This window comes from Oceanobacillus sp. AG (genome assembly GCF_009746545.1).
GTDB lineage: Bacteria > Bacillota > Bacilli > Bacillales > Amphibacillaceae > Oceanobacillus > Oceanobacillus indicireducens.
In genome coordinates, this window is sequence record NZ_WOWT01000049.1 from 1 (window position 1) to 16296 (window position 16296).

Sequence of the window (16296 nt, forward strand, 5' to 3'; positions counted from 1 at the left end):
GACCCCGGAGGAAAATTTTGCGCAATTTGTTGATTGTGTGGCCTAGGCCACACAATCAACAAATTGACATAAAAACCTTATATAGTGGTTTCACATAAAGTGTTGCATTTAATATTGCAATTTAGGACGATTTTTTTAGTAGAAAAAAGCTAATAAATGTCTTGCATCTCTTTTTATTATATGATATCATTAAATAGTTGACGGGACATTAGCTCAGTCGGTAGAGCAACTGACTCTTAATCAGTGGGTCGTAGGTTCGATCCCTACATGTCCCATAATAACGCCTAAGCCTTTGATATATATGGGTTTAGGCGTTTTTTTATTTACATAATAAAAATTAGATTTTCCATAAATTTTGCTTATCATGATGCGGATGGGTGGACTTATAGTTCCTTTTAATACCCTTGGTCTTGCCGTTCATAATTGATTTCGTTTTTCTCCAAGTAGGCATTATAAATATCTTTTTCGTTAAATCCGAGCAATTTACCTAAATGGATGAATTCCTCAAACAATTGAACGTACCCTTCTTCTGTTGGATGCTGATTAAAAGCAGCTGCTACGATAAAAACGTGATTAAATTGTTTCGTCCGTTCATTTTCAGTTCCAACAGCTTCTCCACTATCGTATCGATAACCCTTCTCTAAACCGATTGACAAGAGAAAATGAATCCCATCCACATATTCCGCTAGAATTACTTCCCTTTCACTCGGTGCCTTCTTACTCCAAAATTTAAAGCAACGAGTTTCATTTGCAAGCTCCCCAAGCTCTACAAGGAAAGCCAAATGTCTTTCATGATATAAGTCTTTCCCTTCCAACTCATGATTATCGGCAATATAATTATCCAATTCCTGCTGCATGTTATATAGTTTTTCCCAATTCAATATTCTGCACCTCATTTTATCTAATATTTTTTTTAAAAGTGAAACCTTTCCCCTCTTCCTTTCGTACTTGAATTATATAATAAGTAAGGAGACGATTACACATGCTTGTACTATTATTCCGCATTCTTATTCTGCTTGCAATTATTCTCCTTGTTTATACTTGGATTGAGTACTTGAGAAGTTCGGATAGAAAGATACGAATTGCTAAAGACCTAAAGCAATTCTACCTTGATGATGAACCGAAGAACAGTAAAAAGAATTTACGTTTTGTATATAAGGGTTGTACGTTTGTCGGGGAAAAATATGTCGGTATTGCTGAAGATTCATTTGAAGTAACGAATATCCATGTCAGTGTCTGCCATCCGATTGAATTGAATGGGATTACGAGAGAAGATCTATACTTTTTAGAAAATGAATTATTAATACGTTATCCTTATGCGAAAATTGAATGGAAACATCCAATCAGTGAACTTGTGTTAACCCCTTTAGAATAAAAAGGAGCACACATCAAGCTTTCGATGTGTGCTTTGGTTGTTCTATGGAGAAAAAATCCTGCCATTTGATAATGATTTCTTTCCTGCGTAATAAATAGAGAAAGATAAGCAGAAGTACCATTAATCCGGTGATTGTATAAGGGGACAAGGTAGAAAAGGTGCCGCCAATTGATGTATAAATGAAGGCGAGTGGAATGTTTGTAAGGAGTGAAGTTCTTGTATAATCTCTGAAACTGGACGAAATTTCAATCAGACAAAGGGATAATAAATGAAAATGAATAAAGGGCACTAATCGAAGTAACAGAATTTGAGATTTTGTAAGTTCTTTGTTGTCTCCAAGCAAACGTTGCTTTATACGAAAAATGCGATCCATAGCGTTCGGCATTTTCGTATAGATTCCATAAAATAAAATACTTGATAACGTAATACCGATTAAAGAATACAAACCACCTGCAAACGGTCCGAAAAATATTCCGCCCGAGATACAGATAAAAACAACAGGAATAAAAAATAATGGTCGGAGTAAATGAAAACAAATGAATAGGACTGGTGCAAACAAGCCGCCAAGCTCAACATAGGTGAGAAGATTCGCTCCTAATGCCTCCATGCTCCTCCTCCTTCTTCATATTCGCTTTACCATTTATTATATGTTAGGCAATGAGCCGATTATGACATGTTTACGAATAGGTAGATAAAAGCACCAGCATTCCAAATGATAAGCACTGGGATTCCAACCGTGAACGATGCGTGTTTTGTTTTATGACGAAACAGTTGCATGCCGATATATGTACCGAGCGCACCACCTAAAAATGATAACAGAAAGAAAGTCCTTTCCGGAATACGGAACTGTTGCTTGATCGCCTTCTGCTTATCAATTCTCATCAGAAAAAGCGTAAAAATATTTACAACTAGAACATAAACCAACATAGAATCATACATAAAAAATCTCCCTTTCTATTATATTGTAATTTTATCACGTATTAACGGTCTGTAATACCCCCACCTCTGAACAAGAGGGATAACCAAAATGTTAAGGTGGGGGATATACAGTCCGTAAGTACCTGATTCTGTTCAACTAACATTCAGTGAGGAGGGAAGAAATTCCCCACTGAATGAAGTTTCACTTTATCACGTATTAACGGTCCGTCATACCCCCACCTCTAAACATGAGGGATAACCAAAATGTTAAGATGGGGGATATACAGTCCGTAAGTACCTGATTCTGTTCAACTAACATTCAGTGGGAAGGCATCGGGACTACGGACCTCGGGAAATTAAAAAAGGTCAAATTCCGTTTGAGTTGGAATTTGACCTTTTTATTATTTACTTAAAGCTTCTTTAGCTTTATCCGTTAACTGTGTAAATGCTTGTGCATCGTTTACCGCTAGTTCAGAAAGCATCTTACGGTTAATATCAACACCAGCTAATTTCAAACCATGCATTAATTTGCTGTATGACATATCATTCATACGCGCAGCTGCGTTAATACGTGCAATCCATAATTTACGGAAATCACGTTTCTTTTGTCTGCGGTCACGATATGCATACTGACCTGATTTCATCACCTGTTGTTTTGCTACTTTAAATAAATTACTTTTTGAACCATAATATCCTTTAGCTAATTTAAGGACGCGTTTACGACGTTTGCGCGTTACTGTTCCACCTTTTACACGTGCCATTTTAAATTCCCTCCTAGTACAATTCTAATCCAAATTTATTTCAGTATTTCCATGACTTAAGGAATCATGGAATCGATGCGTCTTTGATCTCCACGGGAAACGACCGCACCTTTACGAAGTTTACGTTTTTGTTTCTGTGATTTGTTTGCAAATAAGTGACTTGTATATGCATGAGATCTTTTCAATTTTCCAGTTCCAGTTCTTTTAAAACGTTTTTGAGACCCTCTGTGGGTTTTCATTTTTGGCATCCGAATTTCCTCCTAAAGTAAAATTAAGCAGTATTTCTTACTAAGAAAATAACGTATCTTATTTTTCAGTTGATGGCGCAACCATCATGAACATATTACGCCCTTCCATCTTAGGCTTCTGTTCAACGATTGCAATATCTTTTACTTCTTCAGCAAAGCGGTCAAGGACATCACGGCCAAGCCCCTTATGAGTAATAGCTCTTCCGCGGAAGCGCACAGCTACCTTCACCTTGTCGCCCTTTTCCAAGAATTTCCGAGCATTTTTCAGTTTCGTTTCAAAGTCATGATCGCCAATTCCTGGTGTAAGCCGTACTTCTTTCACGTTAATAACTCGTTGTTTCTTCCGTGCTTCTTTTTCTTTCTTCTGCATTTCGAAACGGTATTTTCCGTAATCCATAATACGGGCAACTGGTGGTTTTGCATTAGGTGCCACTAAAACCAAGTCTAAATTCCTCGTTTGAGCAATTTGCATAGCTTCTTTATGCGATTTCACACCTAGTTGTTCACCATTGGAATCGATTAGACGTACTTCCCTTGCGCGGATTCTTTCATTTACATTTAAACTCTCTTTGCTAATCTCAAGCCACCTCCGAATATTTTTGTTGCTGATCATTTCAGACAATCTATTTACTCACATAAAAAAAGTGTCGGTACAAAATGCACCCACACGTTTCCCTGTCAATTAATCATTAATATCTTGAGAGAAACCAGTCAACTACACAAATGGTGTCGAGCAGGTGAGAAGCGGGTGCTTCTGCTTGTCTTTAGATCATATAAATCTCATTCAACTACTAAATTATAGCATGATTGAGTCTCTTCGTCAAGTACTTTCTGGCTTTCAGAAATCTTGTATACGTTCCTCAGCAAAAACTGCTTATTTATAGTAGCATAGATAAATAACAGAAGCAAATATTTTTTACATCTTTGAAGTATTCCTCGTTTTTCGATATACTACAGATGGTTAATAGAAATTGAGGTGTAAACATGGAAACGTTTAACTGGAAATTCTTTAGTTTGGCCTTATTAGTTGTCTTTATGTTTATAGCGGTAGGATTCGCTATCGCTTTACGTAGTGTTCCCTTGATCATTTTATTCATCTTACTCGCATTCGGTTTGATGGGTTATGGACTTGCCCTCAAGAAAAAGCAAAAGTGACTGCGTGCATACAGTCACTTTCGGCCATTTTTTATAAACGCAAGTAATTGTTCTTGAATTTTTGGATTACATGCTAAAATAGAATTATTCCCAAGCATATTCAATTCTTCTCCGTCTAATGTTGTCACATTTCCTCCAACTTCATTAACGATCACTACACCAGCCGCGATATCCCATGGAGCAAGACGCATGGATAAATAGGCATCAATTATTCCCTCAGCAACATAGGCTAGCTCAAGCGCCGCAGAACCGTACGTCCGGCTTCCTCGAACAGTGCGAATCATCTGATGCATAATTTTCTCATCAACAATCCGATTCGGACAGAGGAAATAATGGTTCATATCAACAATTGATTCTTCGAGTTTTAAGTCTTGTCTCGGTTCTGGCAACAATTCCTCATTCTTAAAAGCACCCTCGGAACGCTTAGCATGGTACAATTCATCAGCCATCACATCATAAATCAATCCAATTTCACCAATTCCATCATGAAAGACCGCGACGGAAATCGCAAAGTTCTTCTGCTGATGAACAAAATTCATCGTTCCATCGATTGGATCGATTATCCAGACAGTGCCTTGTAAAGAAGTAAGCTCATCGCCGTATCCTTCCTCACCAATAATATAATGATCTGAATAAGTAGCTTTAATTTTCTCAACAAGAAACTTCTCTGTTTGTTTATCCATTTCAGTTACGAGATCATCCGGGTTTGATTTCGTTTCAATAACTCTTGGTTCATTTATTTTATTTCTTATCTGTTCACCAGCTTCCAACACCCAAGCTTTGGCGTCCAGATAAAGTTTGTCTCGATTAATTTTATCCATGTGTCTATCCCCCCAAAATCTCTCTCTTTTCCCCTCATTGTACCAAACGTACTGCCCAAGTCATAATGAAAGGACCTCGTATTTATTTGACCACCGCAATGATACCGTAATAAATACGAAGTCCTCCTGTTTACTTATTTTCATTTTTTGTAATTTCAATCAGCTGGTGACGTAACGAGCTAAGCCTCTGCTTAACTTTGATCATTTCCGTTTTATCTCCTGCCTCCATGGCTTCGTAAAGATTCATTAATTCATAATCTATTTCCATTCGAATTACCGGCAGTTTAAGTTTAGCTTCTTGTTTTTCGATTGCTTGCATTAAATATTTCATTCTAATCACACCTCTCTAAGTGATTACGATGGCTCTTTTAATTTAGTTTATGAAGATTTCTTAAAGGAAGTTCGCCAATATTTAGAACTAGCTTCTTAAAATAGGTTTTCCCATATCCTTTACAATTTAAACATTCAATTAGCTAAAAACCTCTATTTTAATGGGTTTGTCCCCTTAGATACAAGCGAATCATCTCTGTAATATCGATTCATTGACAAATCGAATCCATTACTTAATAATTATTATTACTCGGCTTTCACAGTCTAAAACCGTTAGCTATCGCTTCATATAATTAGTATGCCCAGCAATCGATTAGGCTTACAGACAAAATGCTAACTGTTTGTTCTGTTTTCCTAACAACTCTATTTCAAAAGTAACCAAAAGTAGTATTATACTTTCATTCAGCGTAAGTGCAACCTTCTTCCGGAGGTCCGCAGTCCAGACACCTCTCGCTTTCCGCAGGCGGCTGGTGAGCCTCCTCGGGCTGTCGCCCTGCGGGGTCTCACCTATGCCTTTCCTCCTGCAGGAGTCTCGAGGTGTCTGGACTGCTCCGAGAAAAGGCCAAGTTTGGAGCACTACTTTTCATTTTAGTAAGAGGGCACCTATCATGGTGGGATATTTTCCATTAATAATAATCCTCTCTACCAGTTCAGTTGCCCGGTGGACGGTGACTCCTGCGGGAATAGCACGAGTCCGGAGACCCCGCAGGAAGCGGTTTTCTTCCGAGGCAGACTAAGATCGCCACGTCCTGTGGCAACGTCTGCATTAGCACGTCCTGTGCGTCGAGGCTTCGGCTGTGCCCGCGGAAAGCATCCATCCACCGGGCAACTGAACGGCGATTAGAACGCCATAATTAGTGAACGAACCAGATACTTACGCTGAATGAAAGTAACCATCTGTTATTTTGAAATGCCTTTTACTAATTATATTTAAGTTCATATTTTAAAGACTGTAGATGCTTGTTAAGGATGATTTACGTTCATATTTTAGGTGCAAAAGTTAAGTTATCATTCATCAGAAAGGATGACACAAATGGATTTTAATGGTTTTAAACAAACTGATTTTGACACATTTCATATCGATGGCTTGGAGGCACGCATGGAAGCAATCCAAACTCGCATTCAACCGAAATTTCGAGAACTCGGAGAAATTTTAAAAGATAATCTATCCATGAAGCTTGGAAATGAAATGTATTTACATATTGCAAAACACGCTAGAAGAACAGTTAATCCCCCAAAAGATACATGGCTAGCAATTTGCGATAATAAACGAGGTTATAAAAAGCATCCACACTTTCAAGTAGGCCTGTTTGATGACCGCGTCTTTATCTGGCTGGCACATGTTTATGAATTACCGAACAAACAAAAAATCGCTCAAAGTTTTATAAACAACTTCGAAGCGATTAAAAAATTGCCAAGTGATTTTGTTATCTCAATAGACCATATGAAGAAAAACTCTATAGCCCTGGATGAACTAGAGGAATCACTGCTGGAACGTTTTCGCGATGTGAAAAAAGCAGAGTTTTTAATCGGCAGAAACTTAAAGATGGATGATGAACGGGTTCAAGACGGACAGCAATTACTCGATACAATCATCTCGACTTACGATGAACTCATCCCCTTCTATCAATTAGCTGTAAAAGAACGCTAAAAAATGCTGGGACGGCAACATATGTCCCAGCATTTTTACATTCGAATATTTTTCACTTCTGAATTTCTTGCTTGTTTCACTACAGGATAAGGTGCATAGCCCGATGCTTTTGTAAATGTAGCGAATAATTGTTTCTCCTCTGATTTAGACGGGACAATTTCCTTAAAGCGTCGGTATAGAGCAATAATGTCATCCCTTCGAACCTGTTTCTCATACGCTTGCTCAATTAGGTTAAAAAAATTAACGACATCGACGATTTCCTGCTGTGACCACGTTTCATCAATTGGATAGGAATAACTCATAAATTTCCCTCACTTTGCCCATTGTTCACGTATTTCTGTTGCTTCTTTTATAAGAGACTGAATTAAACTTTCCACTCTCGGAACATCATGTATCCTTGCAGCAGATTGTCCGGCCCAACCAAACCCTTCTGTATCATCGCCTTCTTGGATATAGTGATGATTAACCTTTCCGCTTATGTAATCCTTTAATGATTCATACCCTTGTTGCTGCTTTTCTATTTCAAGGATTTTCTCGGCAAAAGGTCCCTTTAACACTCTGGCAGGAGCGCCAATTGAACGTTTAATAACGGTTGTATCCTCTTCTTCCGCATCCAGTATTGCTTGTTTATAATTGTCATGAGCAAGGCACTCTTTCGTTGCAATGAAGCGGGTTCCCATTTCAATCCCCTCTGCTCCGAGGCTTAACGCTGCCATAAAGCCTCGCCCATCGGCTATCCCACCCGAGGCAATTACTGGTATTGATATATGATCAACGACCTGTGGTGTAAGAATAAAGGTACCGACATCGGAACGCCCCAAATGCCCTCCGCCTTCCTGCCCAACAACCATCACAGCGTCTGCACCGAGTTCTTCCGCTTTCTTCGCCTGTCTTCTAGCCGCTACAAGGACTAGTTTCTTTATTGGATGATTATCTACCATATCGAGCACACCCTTAGGATTACCTCCAGTGACAGAAATAACCGGAACCTTCTCATCTATGGCAACTTGTACCATATCTTCATACGATCTGCCGTGTTGCCCAATTGCATAATTCACTCCAAACGGTTTATCCGTTAATGATTTCACTTTTCGTATTTCTTCGCGTAATGCTTCTGGTGAAGGTAACGTCATCGCGGTAATCTGTCCGAGACCACCTGCATTAGAAACGGCTGCGGCAAGGTCGGAATAAGCTAAGTAAGCAAGCCCTCCTTGGATGATAGGATATTTAATATTTAGCAACTTTGTTACTCGAGTTTCAAACTCCATTAATTTTTTCCTCCCTTTATTTCCATTTCATATGATTATTTATTCTTTTTCACTTGCTTCATCTAGTGTTTGAATAAGATGGGGATCAACAATTTCATACCCGCTGTCTCTTAATCCATTAACAATTCTCTCAAGCGCCTCATTCGTCCATTCCCTGTCATGCATTAATAAATTTGCTCCCGGCTTCAGCAAGGAATAATCGACATCAACTTCTGGACCTTCACCCGAAATCATCGCTTCAGCTAATTTATCCGCATCCATATAAGGTTCGAAATAATCGTATCCATATGTCCAATTCATTAATATCATACCTTCATCAGCAACAATTTGCTCAGAATAGTCCGTATTCATCCCGTTAGGAGCTCGGAAGAATTTCGGTCTTTCTCCAATAATTTCTTCCACTCGATCATTCAAACTTACTATCTCTTCTTTTTGTTCTTCTTCTGGTAAATCAGGGATTAAAGGATGATTATACGTATGATTCCCGATTGGAAATCCCATTTCATGGAGTTGTCTCAAGGCTTCTTCCTCTTCCGGTGTATCAAGGAAGTGACCATTCACAAAGAAAATTGCACCTGCTTCCAAATCCTGTAATGTTTCCGCCATTTCTAAAGCATATTCCGCTGGAGCATCATCAATCGTTAAAAGTACAACATTTTCATCGATATCTTCTTCTAAAGGGACGACACTTGCATCCTCAGCTACATAGTACTCTGGCTCATTCGCTGCTTCTGCGTCTACTTCTATTTCGGATTCTTCATCCTCCTCAGATTCCTCTTCCTCCGCTCTTTCATCTTTATGTTCCATTTCTTCCTCTGTTTGTTGATTCGTGTCTTCACTCGCCGAATCATCCGGCTCTTCTGCTTCATTTGCCGAGCAGGCTGACAAAGCAAGCGCGAAAATAAGCAGGAAAACTAATCGCTTCATTTTTCATATCCTCCTGATGTTCTCTTTGGTTTACATTATAGTAATGATTAGAATGGATGACAATGAAAAACTTTCCAGTATTAAAGAGCAAAGGCGCAAGCGCCCTTACAGGCTAAGTACGCGATTCGTTACGCAACGCCTGGGACTGCGATTACTCGTCCCACCGAAGAGCATTTGTACTAGCACATCCAGTAGTCGCAGCAACGTACAAACTGTGCCTCCCAGGATGGGAGGAAGTTCGATGTTGCCCCATACGTGAGCGAACTTAATCGAACTTCCTTTTTACCGGAATGAGATAAAGGAAACATGCCCCTTTAGGGGTAGACGTGAGTTGGGCTTTAGCCCGTACTTAGGCGGCCCTCCTTTAGTTTTGAGTTGATGCCCGCTTTCACCACAAGGGTATAAGGGCGACTAGGCCTCACAAAGACCGCTTGGCAAGTCTTCTTTATCGATCGGAGGAGTGTGAAGTTTGATAGTTGCTGGGGCAGAGCGGACGTGGCTAGACCTGGATCACTAAATTATCACAGCATTTTTATTTTATAGTTTCTTAGACAAATAAAAAATGACGGCTAACTCAATAGCCGTCATTTTTCTCTGTTTTTATAGCATGTGGACTGGTTTTCCAAGTCCTACTTCTGCAGCTTCCATCGTAATTTCACCTAGTGTCGGGTGCGCATGGATGGTTAATGCGATATCTTCGGCTGTCATGCCAGATTCAACCGCAAGGCCGATTTCAGAAATCATGTCACTTGCGTTCGGTCCAGCAATTTGACCACCGAGGACAAGACCGTCTTCTTTACGAGTGATCAGTTTCAAGAAACCGTCTGCTTCGTTTAGGGCCAATGCACGTCCATTCGCTGCGAATGGGAATTTGCCGACTTTTACGTTAAAGCCTTTATCTTTCGCTTCTTGTTCAGATAATCCAACAGTTGCTAGTTCCGGCTCCGTAAAGGCTACTGCAGGAACACCGATATAGTCAACTTCAGACTTCTCGCCACTGATTACTTCTGCTGCTATTTTACCTTCATAAGAAGCTTTATGGGCAAGTGGCGGACCTGCAGTGATGTCGCCAATCGCATAAATGTTGTCTACAGACGTACGACACTGCTTATCTGTTTTAACGCGGCCTCTCTCATCAAGTTCGATGCCAACTTGCTCTAAGCCGATTTCTTCCGTATTTGGCTTACGGCCGACTGTAACAAGTACGTAGTCCGCTTCAAGAATTTCTTCTTTACCTTTTGCTTCATAGGTAACTTTCACACCGTCTTTTGTTTCTTCAACGCCTTTTGCCACCGCTTCTGTAACAATGGTAACACCTTTTTTCTTAAGACGTTTTTTCACAACTTGTGTCATTTGTTTTTCAAACCCGCCAAGGATATCTTTTGCACCTTCAAGGAACGTAACTTCAGTACCAAAGTTGGCAAAGGCAGTTCCTAGCTCCGTTCCAACATAACCTCCACCGATTACAACAAGCTTCTTAGGAATTTCTTTTAAGCTTAGTGCACCTGTAGAATCAAGTACACGATCAGAGAATTTGAAGCTTGGAATTTCAATTGGTGTAGATCCTGTTGCAATGATGCAATTATTGAATTTATACGTTTGTGAATTCTTTTCATCCATAACCTTTGCAGTGTTTTTGTCTACAAAGTATGCTTCACCACTTACAATATCTACTTTATTGCCTTTAAGTAATCCTTCAACACCGCTCGTAAGTTTGTTTACGACAGAGTCTTTCCATTCTTGCACTTTGGAAAAGTCAACAGAAACTTTTTCTGCTTTAATACCAAGTTCTTCAATACCTTGTGCTTCAGCTGCCTTCTGTCCAGCAGTGATGAGTGCCTTAGATGGAATACATCCAACGTTTAAGCAAACTCCGCCTAGCGCTCCTTTGTCGACAATTGTTACCTTCTGTCCAAGTTGAGCGGCACGGATTGCAGCAACATATCCCCCAGGTCCAGCGCCAACGACAAGTGTGTCTACTTCTACTGGAAAATCTCCTACTACCATCTTCTTACGCCTCCATCATGATTAGTTGTGGATCATTTAGTACACGTTTAATTTGGTTCAGTGCAAGTTGTGCAGTTGCACCATCAACGATACGATGATCAAAGCTTAGAGATAATGTAAGTACTGGAGCAACAACAACTTCTCCGTTACGTACAATTGGCTTGTCAGCAATTCTACCAATTCCTAAAATAACCGCTTCAGGGTAGTTTAGAACTGGAGTGAACCATTGTCCACCAGCTGAACCAATATTTGAAATTGTGTTCGAAGCTCCTCTCATCTCTTCAGGTTTCAGTTTACCATCCCTAGCTTTTTCTGCCAAGGAGTTGATTTCTGCCGAGATTTCAAAGATGGATTTTCTATCTGCATTCTTAACAACCGGAACAAGCAATCCTCTATCCGTGTCAGCTGCAATACCGATATTATAGTAATGTTTCTGTACAATCTCATCAGTCGCATCATCGATAATAGAGTTAAGGATAGGATATTTTTTCGATGCAGAAATTAAAGCTTTTACAACATAAGGAAGATATGTTAGTTTCACACCTTGCTCCGCTGCAACTTCTTTAAATTTCTTACGGTGTGCAACAAGCTCTGTTACATCGATTTCGTCCATTAACGTAACATGAGGCGCTTTTGTTTTCGAGTTAACCATTGCATTCGCAATAGCTTTACGGATATTCGACATTTTCTCGCGTGTTTCTGGGAAATCACCTTCAGGAACGGCAACCTGTTGTGCACTAGGAGCAGCTTTTGTATCTTCGGCAGTTTCTGCTGTAACAGTTTCAGCTGGCTGTGCATCTCCGCTTACGAACGCATCGATATCTTCTTTTAAAATACGGCCATTCTTACCTGTTCCAGAAACTTCTCTGATATTAACGCCTTGTTCACGTGCATGTTTTCTCACAGAAGGCATAGCGATGACTACTGCGTCACTGTCTGTATCTGCGCTTTCCGCTTGAGCTGGTTTTGCGCTGTCCGTTTTCGCTTCTTCTTTTGCTTCCTCTGTTTGTGCAGGGCCTTCTTCCGTACTATCATCAGACTCATAACCCTCTGCATCAAACGAAACAAAAGTATTTCCTACTGTCGCAACTTCACCTTCTTGAACGTAGATTTTCTTAACTGTACCATCTACTGGTGCCGGAATTTCTACAACTGCTTTATCATTTTGTACTTCACAAAGGACATCGTCTTCACTAATCTCATCGCCTTCATTAACGAACCATTTTACTATTTCGCCTTCCGTGATTCCTTCACCGATGTCCGGAAATTTAAATTCAAATGCCATTTTCTCTACCTCCTATGGTGATTTTAGAAGTTTATTACTTGGTTGACTTTTTCTATAATATCTTTGTGGTTTGGTAGCCAAACTTCTTCCGCTTCTGAGAACGGGTATACTGTATCAGGAGCAGTCAAACGTAATACTGGTGCTTCTAAGTGCAGAATTGCTCTTTCTTGAATTTCCGCAACTACATTTGCTGCAACTCCAGCTTGACGTTGTGCTTCTTGGATAACGACGACACGGTTTGTCTTCTCAACAGATGCAAGAATTGTATCGTAATCGATTGGTGATACCGTACGTAAGTCAATTACTTCCGCTTCAATACCATCTTCCGCAAGCTCATCAGCGGCTTTTAGCGCTGCGTGTACCATTGCACCGTAGGCAACTAATGTAACATCTTTACCTTCGCGCTTCACTGCTGCTTTTCCAAGTGGAACGGTGTACTCTTCTTCCGGCACTTCTTCACGGAATGAACGGTAAAGTTTCATATGTTCCAGGAAAATTACCGGATCATTATCACGGATTGCAGAAATGAGTAATCCTTTCGCTTCATACGGAGTGGAAGGAATGACAACTTTAAGTCCTGGCTGTTGTGCAACGAGTCCTTCTAATGAGTCCGCGTGAAGTTCAGGTGTGTGAACCCCTCCACCAAATGGTGCGCGAACTGTAATTGGAGCTTGGTACGTACCACCAGAGCGGTAACGCATTCTAGCCATTTGTCCGCTGATAGAGTCCATTACTTCAAATAAGAAGCCGAAAAATTGAATTTCCGGAACTGGACGAAAACCTTGAGTTGTAAGACCGATCGCAAGTCCTCCGATACCAGACTCGGCAAGCGGAGTATCAAATACACGTTCTTCACCAAACTCTGCCTGCAATCCTTCTGTCGCACGGAAAACTCCACCGTTTTGTCCAACGTCTTCACCGAACACAAGTACGTTTTCATCATTCTTCAATTCGTTACGCATTGCGTCTGTAATTGCTTGAATCATTGTCATTTGCGCCATGATTTATTTCGACTCCTTTTCTTCATAAAATTCTAACTGCTCCTGTAAGTTGTGTGGGAGCTCTTCATACATATTATTAATTAAATCCGTTACTTTCTGTTTCGGATATTGGTCTGCTTTCTTAATCGCCTGTTTGATATCTTCTCTTGCTTCTTCAATTACTCTGTTCTCGTCTTCTTCGCTCCATAGTTTCTTTCCTTCCAAGAACTTACGGAAACGTACAAGTGGATCTTTCTTCTCCCACTCTTTATCCAAGTCTTCGGAACGATAACGAGTTGGATCGTCACCTGACATCGTGTGTGGACCGAAACGATATGTCAATGTCTCAATCAATGTTGGACCTTCACCTTTAACAGCACGGTCGCGCGCATCTTTAGTTGCTGCATAAACTGCAAGCACGTCCATTCCATCCACTTGAATTCCTTCGATACCAGCAGCCACAGCTTTCTGCGCTAATGTTTTCGCGGCCGTTTGCTTTTCTACCGGTACAGAGATTGCAAAGCGGTTGTTTTGAACAACAAAGATTGCCGGAGCTTGGTAAGCACCCGCCATGTTGATACCTTCATAGAAGTCGCCTTGAGATGTTCCACCGTCACCAGTATAAGTAATCGCCACATTTTTCGATCCACGTAATTTCATACCAAGTGCAACACCAGCAGCTTGTACGTACTGCGCACCGATAATAATTTGCGGAGCTAATGCATTCAAGCCATCCTCGTATTGGTTTCCATGGAAATGACCTTTCGAGAATAAGAATGCCTGATACAGTGGTAAACCATGCCAAATAAGCTGTGGTACATCACGATATCCTGGTAAAATGAAGTCTTCTTTCTCTAGCGCAAAATGACTCGCTAACTGTGAAGCTTCCTGACCCGCTGTCGGTGCATAGAAACCTAAACGTCCTTGACGGTTAAGTGCGATTGAACGTTGATCAAGAATTCGTGTGTAAACCATCCGACGCATCAACTCTTTTAGCTCATCATCAGATAACTTAGGCATGGCCTTTTCATTAACAACTTCTCCATCTTCGTTTAGAATCTGGAACATTTCGAACTTACTCTCAACATCTTTTAATACATGTTTCAAGGTAGTCACCTCTCCTTTATTAATAAAATATTGTCATCGGAAGCAAACACTCCCATTGCATTCACGCGCAACAACTAATGGTGAATATCCTCACCAAGGAACTGTTATATAGATTTCCGCAAAAAAACTAGTACAAATCGTGTACTATTAAATATTAGCTTAAATTCCTCAATAGGTCAAACACTTTAACTTCACTCTACCCTTATCGATGTAAGCCTAATCAATAAACCATGTTATAACCCAATGTTTCTTTACATTGCTGTTCCATTACAGTTTTGCAAAAACGACTAATACAGGACTATTTTAATCTATATAGATAAAATGGGCAAAAAAATAAACCTTATGCATCCTGTTCCGCCTACATAAGGTTTTATCATCTTATTCTTCTTCAAATGTAACTTCCATATTAGCTGCTTCATAAAAATCTTGTTTCAAGTTGTTATACTCGACTGTCAATTCATTAAAAGCATCGTTCGCAGTTAATATTTGTTCATATTTTTCATTTATTTTTTCAATCTGTTCATTTAATTCATCTTGTTCCACTTCTTCTTCCTGAAGCAATGTATACAATTCCGTTTCCAAGTTGAGTGACTCTTTATACGCTTCATAAAGCTCATCATATGTATCGTAACGTTCTATCATTGTCTGATACATTTCCTCACCCTTCGTTTGAGCATCTCCTTCTTCAAGGTCTTCAAGAAGTGCTTCAATCGATTGGAACTCCTCTTTTGCTCCGTTTATACTTTCGCGTTCAGTGTCAATCTTTTCACCGCGCTCTTCTATTATTGTAATAGCATCTTGGGAGAGCTGCGTAATTTCCTCGAAGTCATCCATTCCTAGATCAATCACTTTAGCATAAATTTCTTGTTCTTGCTTTTCAAGTTCGGTAATCTCACTTTGTTGAGCCTCGAACTCTTGTTCCAGCAGGACAGTTTCCTCTAAGTGTGTATGTATCTTCTCTTCTGTACTTTCACTGCTGCATGCCGATAAGATGATAAGCAATAATCCAAATATAAGAATCCTTTTCTTCCACAACATGTTCTGTAACCTCCTAAACATCTAATTCATAAGTATGTTTTTAGAGTATATCATAAATTCAGCCCGAATCGATAGACAATTATCGATTAGAATCATCCCCCCTACAGAAAAATAACGGATATACTTTTGTGCTTATTCTTTCATTCAGCGTAAGTGTTTTGTGCATTCATCATATTGGCGTTCTAATTACCGTTCAGTTGCCCGGCGGACGGATGCGCATCCTAAGGCACGGCCGAAGCCTCGACGCACAGGACGTGCTAATGCAGACGTTGCCACAGGACGTGGCGAACTTAGTCTGCCTCGGAAGAAAACCGCTTCCTGCTCAGGTCTGGACTCGTGCTTTTCCCGTAGGAGTCACCGTCCGCCGGGCAACTGAACTGGTCTAAAGGATTATTTTAAAAAGAAATTATTCCGTTATGATAAGG

The 16296-nt window shown here is 40.1% G+C and carries 19 protein-coding genes, 1 tRNA gene and 1 other annotated feature; of the genes, 4 read left to right on the top strand and 16 right to left on the bottom strand.

Going from position 1 to position 16296, the window contains the following annotated elements; translation table 11 throughout:
• The first annotated feature begins 202 nt into the window (after positions 1–202).
• Positions 203–275 (top strand) — tRNA-Lys (locus tag GN217_RS17805).
• Positions 276–395: 120 nt separating this feature from the next.
• Here GN217_RS17805 and GN217_RS17810 read toward each other — a convergent pair.
• On the bottom strand, positions 396–881 hold the full coding sequence (locus tag GN217_RS17810) for a dUTP diphosphatase (RefSeq protein WP_156857987.1): 486 nt from the start codon (positions 879–881) through the stop codon (positions 396–398).
• A gap of 101 nt (positions 882–982) precedes the next feature.
• On the opposite strand from GN217_RS17810, the gene GN217_RS17815 reads away from it, so the two are divergent.
• On the top strand, positions 983–1375 hold the full coding sequence (locus GN217_RS17815) for a sigma-w pathway protein ysdB (RefSeq protein ID WP_156857988.1): 393 nt from the start codon (positions 983–985) through the stop codon (positions 1373–1375).
• 13 nt (positions 1376–1388) lie between these two features.
• Here GN217_RS17815 and GN217_RS17820 read toward each other — a convergent pair whose 3' ends face one another.
• The 5 genes from GN217_RS17820 to infC all read right to left on the bottom strand — a co-directional run bounded on the left by GN217_RS17820 (position 1389) and on the right by infC (position 3915).
• Complete coding sequence (locus tag GN217_RS17820) at positions 1389–1982, bottom strand: TVP38/TMEM64 family protein (RefSeq protein ID WP_156857989.1); 594 nt, start codon at positions 1980–1982, stop codon at positions 1389–1391.
• 59 nt (positions 1983–2041) lie between these two features.
• Positions 2042–2314, bottom strand: coding sequence for a DUF1294 domain-containing protein (locus tag GN217_RS17825; protein ID WP_232334496.1), 273 nt, complete (start codon positions 2312–2314; stop codon positions 2042–2044).
• 380 nt (positions 2315–2694) lie between these two features.
• On the bottom strand, positions 2695–3054 hold the full coding sequence (gene rplT, locus GN217_RS17830) for a 50S ribosomal protein L20 (protein ID WP_156857990.1): 360 nt from the start codon (positions 3052–3054) through the stop codon (positions 2695–2697).
• Positions 3055–3110: 56 nt separating this feature from the next.
• Positions 3111–3302: a 50S ribosomal protein L35 gene (rpmI, locus tag GN217_RS17835; protein WP_156857991.1), complete on the bottom strand. Its 192-nt coding sequence runs from the start codon at positions 3300–3302 to the stop codon at positions 3111–3113.
• 58 nt (positions 3303–3360) lie between these two features.
• Positions 3361–3915: a translation initiation factor IF-3 gene (infC, locus tag GN217_RS17840; protein ID WP_156858005.1), complete on the bottom strand. Its 555-nt coding sequence runs from the start codon at positions 3913–3915 to the stop codon at positions 3361–3363.
• Positions 3916–3934: 19 nt separating this feature from the next.
• Positions 3935–4068, bottom strand: a sequence feature (ribosomal protein L20 leader region).
• Positions 4069–4286: 218 nt separating this feature from the next.
• On the opposite strand from infC, the gene GN217_RS17845 reads away from it, so the two are divergent.
• Positions 4287–4457: a DUF5325 family protein gene (locus GN217_RS17845; RefSeq protein WP_156857992.1), complete on the top strand. Its 171-nt coding sequence runs from the start codon at positions 4287–4289 to the stop codon at positions 4455–4457.
• 14 nt (positions 4458–4471) lie between these two features.
• Here GN217_RS17845 and GN217_RS17850 read toward each other — a convergent pair whose 3' ends face one another.
• Entirely contained in the window at positions 4472–5278 is an 807-nt protein-coding gene (locus GN217_RS17850; RefSeq protein ID WP_156857993.1) for an inositol monophosphatase family protein, read from the bottom strand.
• A gap of 130 nt (positions 5279–5408) precedes the next feature.
• Positions 5409–5609: a hypothetical protein gene (locus tag GN217_RS17855; RefSeq protein ID WP_156857994.1), complete on the bottom strand. Its 201-nt coding sequence runs from the start codon at positions 5607–5609 to the stop codon at positions 5409–5411.
• Positions 5610–6641: 1032 nt separating this feature from the next.
• On the opposite strand from GN217_RS17855, the gene GN217_RS17860 reads away from it, so the two are divergent.
• Positions 6642–7259: a YktB family protein gene (locus tag GN217_RS17860; protein WP_156857995.1), complete on the top strand. Its 618-nt coding sequence runs from the start codon at positions 6642–6644 to the stop codon at positions 7257–7259.
• Positions 7260–7294: 35 nt separating this feature from the next.
• Here GN217_RS17860 and GN217_RS17865 read toward each other — a convergent pair whose 3' ends face one another.
• From GN217_RS17865 to GN217_RS17900, 8 genes are all read right to left on the bottom strand, one after another.
• Positions 7295–7561 carry a UPF0223 family protein gene (locus GN217_RS17865; protein WP_156857996.1) on the bottom strand — a complete coding sequence of 89 codons (267 nt, stop codon included), beginning with the start codon at positions 7559–7561 and terminating at the stop codon, positions 7295–7297.
• A 9-nt stretch (positions 7562–7570) separates the two neighbouring features.
• Positions 7571–8527, bottom strand: coding sequence for an NAD(P)H-dependent flavin oxidoreductase (locus GN217_RS17870; RefSeq protein ID WP_156857997.1), 957 nt, complete (start codon positions 8525–8527; stop codon positions 7571–7573).
• 39 nt (positions 8528–8566) lie between these two features.
• Positions 8567–9454 carry a polysaccharide deacetylase family protein gene (locus GN217_RS17875; RefSeq protein WP_156857998.1) on the bottom strand — a complete coding sequence of 296 codons (888 nt, stop codon included), beginning with the start codon at positions 9452–9454 and terminating at the stop codon, positions 8567–8569.
• Positions 9455–10054: 600 nt separating this feature from the next.
• The gene (gene lpdA / locus GN217_RS17880) at positions 10055–11461 is read right to left on the bottom strand and encodes a dihydrolipoyl dehydrogenase (RefSeq protein WP_156857999.1); all 1407 of its coding nucleotides are present in this window, start codon (positions 11459–11461) and stop codon (positions 10055–10057) included.
• A gap of 4 nt (positions 11462–11465) precedes the next feature.
• Positions 11466–12746 (bottom strand): dihydrolipoamide acetyltransferase family protein, encoded by a 1281-nt coding sequence (locus tag GN217_RS17885; RefSeq protein WP_156858000.1) that lies wholly within the window; start codon positions 12744–12746, stop codon positions 11466–11468.
• Between the two features lie 23 nt (positions 12747–12769).
• The gene (locus GN217_RS17890; protein WP_156858001.1) at positions 12770–13747 is read right to left on the bottom strand and encodes an alpha-ketoacid dehydrogenase subunit beta; all 978 of its coding nucleotides are present in this window, start codon (positions 13745–13747) and stop codon (positions 12770–12772) included.
• A 3-nt stretch (positions 13748–13750) separates the two neighbouring features.
• Positions 13751–14794, bottom strand: a complete 1044-nt coding sequence (pdhA, locus tag GN217_RS17895; protein WP_198042718.1) for a pyruvate dehydrogenase (acetyl-transferring) E1 component subunit alpha — start codon at positions 14792–14794, stop codon at positions 13751–13753.
• Between the two features lie 417 nt (positions 14795–15211).
• Positions 15212–15871, bottom strand: a complete 660-nt coding sequence (locus GN217_RS17900) for a YkyA family protein (RefSeq protein WP_156858003.1) — start codon at positions 15869–15871, stop codon at positions 15212–15214.
• Positions 15872–16296 lie beyond the last annotated feature (425 nt).

Excerpts from the sequence above, each read along its gene's own strand:
- GN217_RS17875 (WP_156857998.1), bottom strand. The coding sequence starts at position 9,454 with ATGAAGCGATTAGTTTTCCTGCTTATTTTCGCGCTTGCTTTGTCAGCC.
- GN217_RS17825 (WP_232334496.1), bottom strand. The coding sequence starts at position 2,314 with ATGTATGATTCTATGTTGGTTTATGTTCTAGTTGTAAATATTTTTACG.
- GN217_RS17885 (WP_156858000.1), bottom strand. The coding sequence starts at position 12,746 with ATGGCATTTGAATTTAAATTTCCGGACATCGGTGAAGGAATCACGGAA.
- lpdA (WP_156857999.1), bottom strand. The coding sequence starts at position 11,461 with ATGGTAGTAGGAGATTTTCCAGTAGAAGTAGACACACTTGTCGTTGGC.
- GN217_RS17900 (WP_156858003.1), bottom strand. The coding sequence starts at position 15,871 with ATGTTGTGGAAGAAAAGGATTCTTATATTTGGATTATTGCTTATCATC.
- GN217_RS17855 (WP_156857994.1), bottom strand. The coding sequence starts at position 5,609 with ATGAAATATTTAATGCAAGCAATCGAAAAACAAGAAGCTAAACTTAAA.
- GN217_RS17870 (WP_156857997.1), bottom strand. The coding sequence starts at position 8,527 with ATGGAGTTTGAAACTCGAGTAACAAAGTTGCTAAATATTAAATATCCT.
- GN217_RS17815 (WP_156857988.1), top strand. The coding sequence starts at position 983 with ATGCTTGTACTATTATTCCGCATTCTTATTCTGCTTGCAATTATTCTC.
- rpmI (WP_156857991.1), bottom strand. The coding sequence starts at position 3,302 with ATGCCAAAAATGAAAACCCACAGAGGGTCTCAAAAACGTTTTAAAAGA.
- GN217_RS17860 (WP_156857995.1), top strand. The coding sequence starts at position 6,642 with ATGGATTTTAATGGTTTTAAACAAACTGATTTTGACACATTTCATATC.
- GN217_RS17845 (WP_156857992.1), top strand. The coding sequence starts at position 4,287 with ATGGAAACGTTTAACTGGAAATTCTTTAGTTTGGCCTTATTAGTTGTC.
- GN217_RS17850 (WP_156857993.1), bottom strand. The coding sequence starts at position 5,278 with ATGGATAAAATTAATCGAGACAAACTTTATCTGGACGCCAAAGCTTGG.
- infC (WP_156858005.1), bottom strand. The coding sequence starts at position 3,915 with ATGATCAGCAACAAAAATATTCGGAGGTGGCTTGAGATTAGCAAAGAG.
- GN217_RS17865 (WP_156857996.1), bottom strand. The coding sequence starts at position 7,561 with ATGAGTTATTCCTATCCAATTGATGAAACGTGGTCACAGCAGGAAATC.
- rplT (WP_156857990.1), bottom strand. The coding sequence starts at position 3,054 with ATGGCACGTGTAAAAGGTGGAACAGTAACGCGCAAACGTCGTAAACGC.
- GN217_RS17890 (WP_156858001.1), bottom strand. The coding sequence starts at position 13,747 with ATGGCGCAAATGACAATGATTCAAGCAATTACAGACGCAATGCGTAAC.
- GN217_RS17820 (WP_156857989.1), bottom strand. The coding sequence starts at position 1,982 with ATGGAGGCATTAGGAGCGAATCTTCTCACCTATGTTGAGCTTGGCGGC.
- pdhA (WP_198042718.1), bottom strand. The coding sequence starts at position 14,794 with ATGTTCCAGATTCTAAACGAAGATGGAGAAGTTGTTAATGAAAAGGCC.